Annotated in this window: 7 protein-coding genes and 1 pseudogene; 4 read left to right on the top strand and 4 right to left on the bottom strand. The window is 72.0% G+C overall.

What is annotated here, in order from left to right; all coding sequences use genetic code 11:
* Window positions 1-15 precede the first annotated feature (15 nt).
* The 3 genes from ABZ281_RS25395 (at window position 16) to ABZ281_RS25385 (ending at window position 1,397) form a co-directional block, all read left to right on the top strand.
* Window positions 16-219, top strand: coding sequence for a cold-shock protein (locus tag ABZ281_RS25395; RefSeq protein ID WP_004984723.1), 204 nt, complete (start codon window positions 16-18; stop codon window positions 217-219).
* Window positions 220-330: 111 nt separating this feature from the next.
* Window positions 331-648: a hypothetical protein gene (locus ABZ281_RS25390; protein ID WP_356658985.1), complete on the top strand. Its 318-nt coding sequence runs from the start codon at window positions 331-333 to the stop codon at window positions 646-648.
* A 95-nt stretch (window positions 649-743) separates the two neighbouring features.
* The gene (locus ABZ281_RS25385) at window positions 744-1,397 is read left to right on the top strand and encodes a class I SAM-dependent methyltransferase (protein WP_356658983.1); all 654 of its coding nucleotides are present in this window, start codon (window positions 744-746) and stop codon (window positions 1,395-1,397) included.
* A 131-nt stretch (window positions 1,398-1,528) separates the two neighbouring features.
* On the opposite strand, the gene kstD is transcribed toward ABZ281_RS25385, so the two are convergent.
* The 4 genes from kstD to ABZ281_RS25365 all read right to left on the bottom strand — a co-directional run bounded on the left by kstD (window position 1,529) and on the right by ABZ281_RS25365 (window position 8,317).
* A complete protein-coding gene (gene kstD, locus ABZ281_RS25380) occupies window positions 1,529-3,310 on the bottom strand; it encodes a 3-oxosteroid 1-dehydrogenase (protein WP_356658981.1) in 1,782 nt (593 codons plus the stop codon).
* Between the two features lie 336 nt (window positions 3,311-3,646).
* Window positions 3,647-4,738, bottom strand: a complete 1,092-nt coding sequence (locus tag ABZ281_RS25375; protein ID WP_356658979.1) for a substrate-binding domain-containing protein — start codon at window positions 4,736-4,738, stop codon at window positions 3,647-3,649.
* A 137-nt stretch (window positions 4,739-4,875) separates the two neighbouring features.
* Complete coding sequence (locus ABZ281_RS25370) at window positions 4,876-6,837, bottom strand: AMP-binding protein (RefSeq protein ID WP_356658977.1); 1,962 nt, start codon at window positions 6,835-6,837, stop codon at window positions 4,876-4,878.
* A gap of 190 nt (window positions 6,838-7,027) precedes the next feature.
* Window positions 7,028-8,317, bottom strand: coding sequence for an acetyl-CoA C-acetyltransferase (locus tag ABZ281_RS25365; protein WP_356658975.1), 1,290 nt, complete (start codon window positions 8,315-8,317; stop codon window positions 7,028-7,030).
* 151 nt (window positions 8,318-8,468) lie between these two features.
* Here ABZ281_RS25365 and ABZ281_RS25360 point away from each other — a divergent pair.
* Window positions 8,469-8,614, top strand: a pseudogene (locus tag ABZ281_RS25360) (short chain dehydrogenase); the annotation flags it as partial.

The raw sequence follows: 8,614 nt of genomic DNA, 5'->3' as shown, positions 1-8,614 counted from the left end.
GCCCAAGGAGGGCTTATGGCTACCGGAACCGTTAAGTGGTTCAACGCCGAAAAGGGCTTTGGTTTCATCGCCCAAGAGGGCGGCGGCCCCGACGTCTTCGTCCACTACTCCGCGATCAATGCGACCGGCTTCCGGTCCCTCGAGGAGAACCAGCAGGTGTCTTTCGACGTCACGCAGGGTCCGAAGGGCCCGCAGGCTGAGAACGTCACGCCGGTCTGATTTGTAGTACCCAAGGAGCCCCGCGCCGCCAGGCGACGGGGCTCCTGCCCTTATCCAAGCCCTTCTGTCCGATGAATTCCCGGCGGATTCCGGCCGTGGGACGATGAGCGGATGCGGAAAGATCAGGAAAACAGTGGGGAGGCCGGCGGTACGCCCGCCGACAAGCCCCTGGCGACGGGCCTGTCGGTCGGCCTGTCCCTCGGCACGGCCATAGGCATCGCGCTCGGCATGACCGTCTTCGACAACCTCGCGCTGGGCCTGGCCCTCGGCCTCGGCTTCGGCACGGCGATAGGAGCGGGCGCGGGCATCGGCGCGGGGCGGGCCCGGCAAGTCCAGGGGGACGGGGAGAACCCGGGTCATGGAGAGCATGGCCAAAACCAGGCGGACGGCTGGTCGGACGAGGGCCGGGAAGACAACGGCTCGCGCTAGGGTCTCCGGCCATGACCGACGCCCCTGACCGCGCGCATGACGCCCCTGAGCTCGTGAGGGATGCCGCCGGCCTCGTGACCGACACCCCCCGTCCCGTGACCGACACCCCCGACTTCGTGTCCGAGACCCGCCTGTTCTACGACACCGTCGCCGAGGAGTACGCCGTCCAGTTCGGTGACCTGCGCCCGGGGACGGCGCTGGACCGCGGCGTGCTCCACGGGTTCGCGGAGCTCGTGGGCGAGGGGGGCGAGGTCGCCGACCTGGGGTGCGGTCCCGGGCGGGTCACGGCGTACCTGGCGTCCCAGGGGCTGTCGGTGTTCGGGCTGGACCTGTCGGAGTCGATGCTCTCGATCGCCCGCCGCGAGAACCCGGGCCTGCGGTTCGTGCGGGGCTCGATGCAGGAGCCGGACCTGCCGGACGGCTCGCTCGACGGGGTCGTGTCCTGGTACTCGATCATCCACACACCAGAGGAGCACCTGCCCGCCCTCTTCGCCGTTTTCCACCGCGTTCTGCGTCCCGGCGGCCATCTGCTGCTCGGCTTCCAGTGCGGGGAGGAGCCCCGCCGCTACGAGCAGGCCTTCGGGCACCAGGTGTCCCTGACCTTCCGCCGGCGCCGGCCGGAGCGCGTCGCCGCCCTGCTGAGCGACGCCGGCTTCACCGTCCGCGCCACGACGGTACGAGAGCCCGACGAGGCGCAGGGCGAGCCGGTCGCCCAGGCGAGCCTCGTGGCCCGCAAGCCAGGGGAGTAAGCCGCCCGGGGCATCGCCGTAGCCCCACGTGTGATGCCCGAGCGGCCCCCGCAGCCGGGCGTACGCTCCCCAGCGCGAGCCCGCTGCCGACCCACACGCCCCCGGTCTCCCGCCCGGCCGGCCTCCGGCCCCTAGAGCACCCCCGCGATGTCCCGCGCCGCGACGTACCCGAACGTCATCGCCGGGCCGATCGTCGACCCCGCGCCCGCGTAGCTGTGGCCCATCACGGCCGCGCTGGCGTTCCCCGCCGCGTACAGGCCCGGGATCACCGAGCCGTCCGCGCGCAGCACTCGGGCCCGGGCGTCCGTGCGGAGGCCACCCTTGGTGCCGAGGTCGCCGGGGACGATGCGGAAGGCGTGGTACGGGGGCAGCCAGAGAGGGGCCAGACAGGAGTCGGGGAGGACCGACGGGTCCGTGTAGTAGTGGTCGTAGGCGCTGTCGCCCCGGTGGAAGTCGGGGTCCTCGCCCCGGCGCGCCTGGGCGTTGAAGCGGTTCACGCTGGTGCGCAGGGCCGCCGCGGGGACGCCGATCGAGGCCGCCAGGGCGTCCAGGGTCCACTCCTTGTGCGCGGCCCCGGAGTCGTACCAGGCGTCTGGGAAGGGCAGGGTCGGCAGGATGTCCTTGAAGAGGTACCGGTTGCGGTAGTTCTGGTCGACGATCAGCCAGCACGGGATGGCCGGGTCGGTGTCGTGGACGTCGTACATGGTGTGCACGACATCGCTGTAGGGCGCGGCCTCGTTGACGAAGCGCCGGCCGGAGCCGTTCACCAGCAGGCCGCCGGGCAGGGTGCGTTCGGCGAGGCAGAAGTAGGGCCGGCCGGGGATCGGGATCGCCGGGCCCCACCAGGCGTCCTCCATCAGGTCGAGCGCCGCGCCCAGCCGCTCCCCCGCCCGGATGCCGTCGCCGGTGTTCTCCTTCGCCCCGACGGTCCAGTCCGTGCCGATGGGCTGGCGCTGGAAGCGTGCCCGCATCGCGGCGTTGTGCTCGAAGCCGCCCGAGCCGACGATCACGCCCCGGCGGGCGCGGACCAGGCCGGGTGCGCCGTCGCGGGTGACGACGGCTCCGGTCACCGTGCCGTTCTCGACGTGCAGGTCGGTCAGGGGCGTGTTCAGCCAGAGAGGGACCCCGGCCGATCGCAGACCCGCGCGCAGGCCCGCCGCCAGCGCCTGGCCCATCGTCAGGGGCTTCTGGCCGAGCGTCGCCGCCTTCACGCCCCGGGCGAGGCACTGGGCGGCGACGGCCGCGCCCCGGGCGTTGACGGCGGCCAGGGCGATCCACTTGTAGTCGGCGCTGAAGACGACCATGCCGGCGGGGACGTCCATGTACGGCGGGTTCAGGTGCGCCAGCTCGTCGCCCAGGAGGTTGCCGTCGAACTGGTCCGGCTCGATGGAGCGGCCGTTCGGCAGGCCGCCGGGAAGCTCGGGGTAGTAGTCGCTGTAGCCCTCCATCCAGCGGAACCGGAGCGGGCTGTTCGCCATGACGAAGGAGATCGTCGCCGGGCCGTGGGCGAGGAAGGCCCGCTGCCGGTCGGCGGGGACGTCCGGGCCGACGACCGCGGCGAGGTAGGCGGCGGCCTTCGCGGGGGTGTCCGGGACTCCGGCCGCGAGGAGCACCGGGTTGTTCGGGATCCAGATCCCCGCGCCGGAGCGGGCGGCCGAGCCGCCGAAGGTCGGTGCCTTCTCCACGACGACGCAGCTCAGGCCCTGCCGCGCGGCCGTCAGCGCGGCGGTCATGCCGGCGGCCCCGGAGCCGATGACGACGACGTCGTACGTGCCGAGCGGGGGTAAGTCGGCTGCCCGGGCGCCCTGTTGCACCCCCGTGGCGACCGCGAGACCGGCGCCGGCGGCCCCGGCCAGCAGTCGTCTTCGGGTCGGGGCTCCGGCAGTGCCCGCAGTGTCCGTGCGTGTGGTCATGGCCGCTCCAGCCCGACGAGAACGCGAAAGGGGTGGGGAATGTCGCGCGGGGGTCTTGCGAAGTCAAGACCCGTGCGGCACCACTGTGCGTCCGCACCGGGACCGATGGCCGCGCGGGTCCGCCACCGGAACCGACAGCCACCCGCACCCGCCACCCCAAGCCCGTCGCCGCGCACGCGCCCGCCACCCAGAGCCGACAACCACCCACGCCCACCACCCAGAACCGACGGCCACCCGCACCCGCCACCCCAAGCCCGTCGCCGCGCACGCGCCCGCCACCCAGAGCCGACAACCACCCAGGCCCGTCCCCCCGGACCCGACAACCACCCGTACCCGCTACTCGAGGCCGATGGCCGCGCAGTCGGCCTTGTACGTGGAGGTGCAGATGTCCTTCACGGTGTACACGCCGTCCGTGATCACCGTGTCCTTGATGTTGTCCTTGGTGAGGGCGACCACCGGCACCAGCATCGCCGGGATGTTCTTCTGCGTCGGGCTGTCGGCGGTCTGCCGGGTCAGTGCGGCGAACTCGATGTCGCGGCCCTGCACCTTGGCCACCGCGATCTTCGCGGCGTTGGTCGCCTCCAGGAGGAAGGACTTGTACACGGTCATGTACTGCTCGCCGGAGACGACCCGCTGCACCGCGTCGAGGTTGGCGTCCTGCCCGGTCACCGGCGGCATCCTGGTGGCCCCGGCCTCCCGGAGCGCCTCGATGACGGCGCCGGCCATGCCGTCGTTGGCCGAGTAGACGGCGGCGATGTTGTTCAGCCCGACGGACTGGATCGCCTTCTTCATGTTGGCCTTGGCGATCGCGGGCTTCCACTCCTTGGTGTCGTACTCCTTGACGATGTTCACCTGGCCCTGGAGCTCGCTCAGCGCACCGTCCTTGAAGCGGGCGGTGTTGGGGTCGGCGGGGTCGCCGTTCATCATGACGACCTTGCTCTTCTCGGCCTTGTCGCCGAGTTCCCCGATGATGGCGCGGCCCTGGACCTGGCCGACGAGTTCGTTGTCGTGGGAGACGTAGGCGTCGATCGGGCCCTCGGCGAGCCGGTCGTAGGCGATGACCGGGATGCCGGCGTCCTTGGCCTTCTGGACGTCCGGGGCGATGGTCTTGGAGTTGAGCGCGTCGACGAGGATGACGTCCACCTTGTCGGCGATCATCTTCTGGAACTGCGCGCTCTGTCTGGTGACGCTGGCCTCGGCGTTGGCGTAGCGGACCGTGCCCTCGTTCTCCGTGAGGGACTCGACCTCCTGCTTGATCAGCGGGTAGTCGAACTTCTCGAAGCGTGCCGTGTCCCGGTCGGGCAGCAGCAGGCCCACCGTGATGTCGTTGCCCTTCTTCGCGGCGGAGTCGTCACTCCCGCCGTCGCCGCAGGCGGCGAGGGACAGGGCCGACACGGAGACCGCCAGGGCCACGGAGATTCGCCGCACGGCGGCCTGACGGGGGTTGCGCGCTATCACTGGTGGTGCCTTCCGATGAGGGGAGCATCGTGACGAGGTGGTCGAAAGCCAACGGGCAGACGCCGTGCGTCGTCAAGAACCACGTGTGAAGAGATCGCAAAGGTGCCTCACCGGGTGTACAGACCCTCCACTTCCGTGGCGAACGTACGCAGCACGGCCTCCCGGCGGAGCTTCATCGACGGCGTCAGATGGCCCGCCTCCTCCGTGAAGTCCTCGGGCAGGATGACGAAGCGGCGGATGGACTCCGGGCGGGAGACCATCTTGTTGGCCTCGTCGACGGCGCGTTGCAGGACGGCGCGCAGTTCCTCGTCATCGACGAGGAGCGTGGGCGGTACGGGGTGTTTGCCGTTCATCTGGCGCCAGTGGGTGATGCCGTCCGGGTCGAGTGTGATCAGTGCCGAGACGAAGGGGCGGCCGTCGCCCAGGACGAGGCACTGGGAGATCAGCGGGTGCGAGCGCAGCCAGTTCTCCAGCGGGGCCGGGGCGACGGACTTGCCGCCCGCGGTGATGAGCAGTTCCTTCTTGCGGCCGGTGATCGTCAGATAGCCCTCGTCGTCGAGTTCGCCGAGGTCGCCGGTGGCGAGCCAGCCGTCGGGGGCGGCGGGGACGACTCCCCCGGCCTGCGGGTCCCAGTAGCCGCGCAGCACGTGGTCGCCGCCTACCAGGATCTCCCCGTCGGCGGCGATGCGGACGCGGGTGCCGGGCAGCGGCCAGCCGACGGTGCCGAGCCGGGGTTTCAGGGGCGGGGTGACGGTGCTCGCGCCGGTGGTCTCCGTGAGGCCGTAGCCCTCGAAGATCTCGATGCCGGCACCGGCGTAGAACGCGGCGAGGCGGCGGCCGAGGGGGGAGCCGCCGCAGATGGCGTAGCGGACCCTGCCGCCCATGGCGTTGCGGATGCGGCGGTAGACCAGGGGGTCGTAGAAGGCGCGGGCGGTCCTGAGGGCGCGGGTGGGGCCGGGGCCGGTGCCCGTCTGCTGGGCCTCCAGGGCCTCTCCGTAGCGCTGCGCGACGGCCACCGCACGGTCGAACGAGGAGACCCGGCCGCCCGACTCGGCCTTGGCGCGGGCGGAGTTGAAGACCTTCTCCAGCATGTACGGGATGGCCAGCAGACAGGTCGGCCGGAAGCTGGCGAGGTCGGGCAGCAGGTGCTCGGCCTTGATGCTGGGCGCGTGGCCCAGCCGTACGCGGGCCCGGACGCAGGCGATCGCCACCATGCGGCCGAAGACGTGGGACATCGGCAGGAACAGCAGGACCGAGGCCTCTTCGCTGGTCTTGGCCCGGAAGACGGGGTAGAGCAGCTCGATGGCGTTGTCGACCTCGGCGAAGAAGTTGCCGTGGGTGAGGGCGCAGCCCTTGGGGCGGCCCGTGGTGCCCGAGGTGTAGACGAGGGTGGCGAGGGTGTCGGGGCCGAGCATGCCGCGCCGCACCTCGACCTCCTGGTCGGGCAGCTGGGCCCCGGCCTCCGCGAGACGGTCCACGTGGCCCTTCTCCACGATCCACATGTGGGTGAGGTCGGGCAGCCGCTCCCGCTCGGGGCCGAGGGCGGCGGCCTGTGCGGCGGTCTCGGTGACCAGGGCGACCGCGCCGGAGTCCTGGAGGATCCAGCGGGCCTGGAAGACGGAGGAGGTGGGGTAGACGGGGACGGTGACCAGTCCGGCCGCCCAGGCGGCGAAGTCCAGGACGGTCCACTCGTAGATGGTGCGGGCCATCACGGCGATCCGGTCGCCCGGCATCAGGCCCTCGGCGATCAGGCCCTTGGCCACGGCCCGCACCTGGTCGGCGAACTGTGCCGCCGTGACGTCGCTCCAGCGGCCGTCGGCGTCCTTGCGACTGAGGGCCACGGCACCCGGGTTCGCGCTCGCGTTGTCGAACGGCAGGTCGGCGAGCGACCCGTGGGCCCACGGCGGGGCCAGCGGCGGTACGGAGGCCTCCCGTACGGCCCCGTCCAGCCTCCGCACCTCGGGCTCGACCAGCACCGGCCCTCCGTACGCGTCGCCGTAGGCGGAGGAGGGATACGCAGTGGACACGGGCGGCTCCTGGGGCGTGCAGCGAAGGACTGCTTGCTGCATGACGTACGTGCCTCGTACGCCGAGGCGCTCAACCGGCTGAACCCCCCGAAAGGGGTTACTGACGGTAGGAACGGGATCGTACGGCGCTCACGTGGCGGGTTTGTGCGGGTTCGGGGATGGTCCGGAGCCAGGCCTGTGCAATCTCGGGGGTTACGTGAGAGTCCTTCAGGTTCCGCACGTCCGTCCCCCCTCAGGCGCGCTCCAGGATCGCCGTCACCCCCTGTCCGCCCGCCGCGCAGACGGAGATCAGGCCTCGGGCGGGGGCGTCCCGTTCGGCGAGGAGCTTGGCCAGGGTGGCGACGATGCGGGCGCCGGTGGCGGCGAAGGGGTGGCCGGTGGCGAGGGACGAGCCGGCGACGTTCAGCCGGGCGCGGTCCACGGTGCCGAGGCCCTGCTTCTCCCAGGCGGCGAGCGTCGCCAGCACCTGGGAGGCGAACGCCTCGTGGATCTCGACGAGGTCGAAGTCGTCCAGGCTCAGCCCGGCGCGCTCCAGCATGCGCGGGACGGCGTAGGCGGGTGCCATGAGCAGGCCGTCCTCGCCGCCGGCCACATCACCGCCCACGAAGTCGACGGCCGCCGTCTCGTACGCGGTGAGGTACGCCAGCGGCTCCAGGCCGCGCTCGCGAGCCCACTCCTCGCTCGCCACCAGGACGGTCGCGGCGCCGTCCGTCAGCGGGGTGGAGTTCCCGGCCGTCATGGTCGGGTCGGGGTGGCCGAGCCCGAACACCGGCTTCAGGGAGGCGAGTTTCTCCACCGTCGAGCCGGGGCGCAGGTTCTGGTCGCGTGCCAGGCCGCGGAAGGGGACCACCAGGTCCTGGAAGAAGCCGCGTTCGTACGCCGCCGCCAGCCGCTGGTGACTGGTGGCGGCGAGTTCGTCCTGCGCCTCGCGGGGGATGCCCCAGGCGCGGGCGGTGACGGCGGCGTGTTCGCCCATCGACAGGCGGGTGCGCGGCTCGGCGTTGCGCGGGACGTCGGGGACGAGGTGGCCCGGACGCACCTTCGCCAGGGCCTTGAGGCGGGCACCCGGCGACTTCGCGCGGCGGGCTTCGAGGAGGATGCGGCGCAGGGAGTCGTTGACGCCGAGGGGCGCGTCGCTGGCGGTGTCGGCACCGCCGGCGACGGCCGATGCGGTCTGGCCGAGGGCGATCTTGTTGGCGGCGGCGATGACGGCCTGGAGGCCGGTGCCGCAGGCCTGCTGAACGTCGTAGGCGGGGGTGCGCGGGTGGAGTTCGGAGCCGAGGACGGTCTCGCGGGCGAGGTTGAAGTCGCGGCTGTGCTTGAGCACGGCCCCGGCGACGAACTCGCCGACCGTGCCCGGCTCCTGGAGCCCGTAGCGCTCGACGAGGCCGTCGAGGGCGGCGGTGAGCATCTGCTGGTTGGAGGCGGTGGCGTAGGGGCCGTCGGAGCGGGCGAAGGGGATGCGCGCTCCGCCGACGATCGCCACGCGCCGCACCGACGGGGACAGCTGCTGGGGGCTCATCTCGACCTGCTCCTCGTCTGTGACGTAGCCTTACCTCCGGTAACCTTACTCCAGAGTAAGCAGCCCCTGCTCCGCAGCCCCACTCCTGCCTACTCTGGAGTAAGCAGGAGTGGGGCTGCGGTGAGCCGTCCTCGGGAACTGGGAGTCGTCCATGGCCGACCGCTATCTGCGCTTGACCGGCACCGCGCCCGGCCGCTTCCTCACCCGCCGGCTGGGCCTGCCGCAGCCCGCGGCGCTGACCCGCTGGTCCGCCGAGCGGCCCGCCCTGGACGGCGGCCTGCTGCAACTCACTGCGGG

Source organism: Streptomyces sp. NPDC006265, assembly GCF_040613555.1.
In the GTDB taxonomy this organism is placed as follows: Bacteria; Actinomycetota; Actinomycetes; order Streptomycetales; family Streptomycetaceae; genus Streptomyces.
The sequence above is the reverse complement of the archived record's forward strand: the minus strand, read 5'-3'. Positions and strand labels throughout refer to the sequence as shown.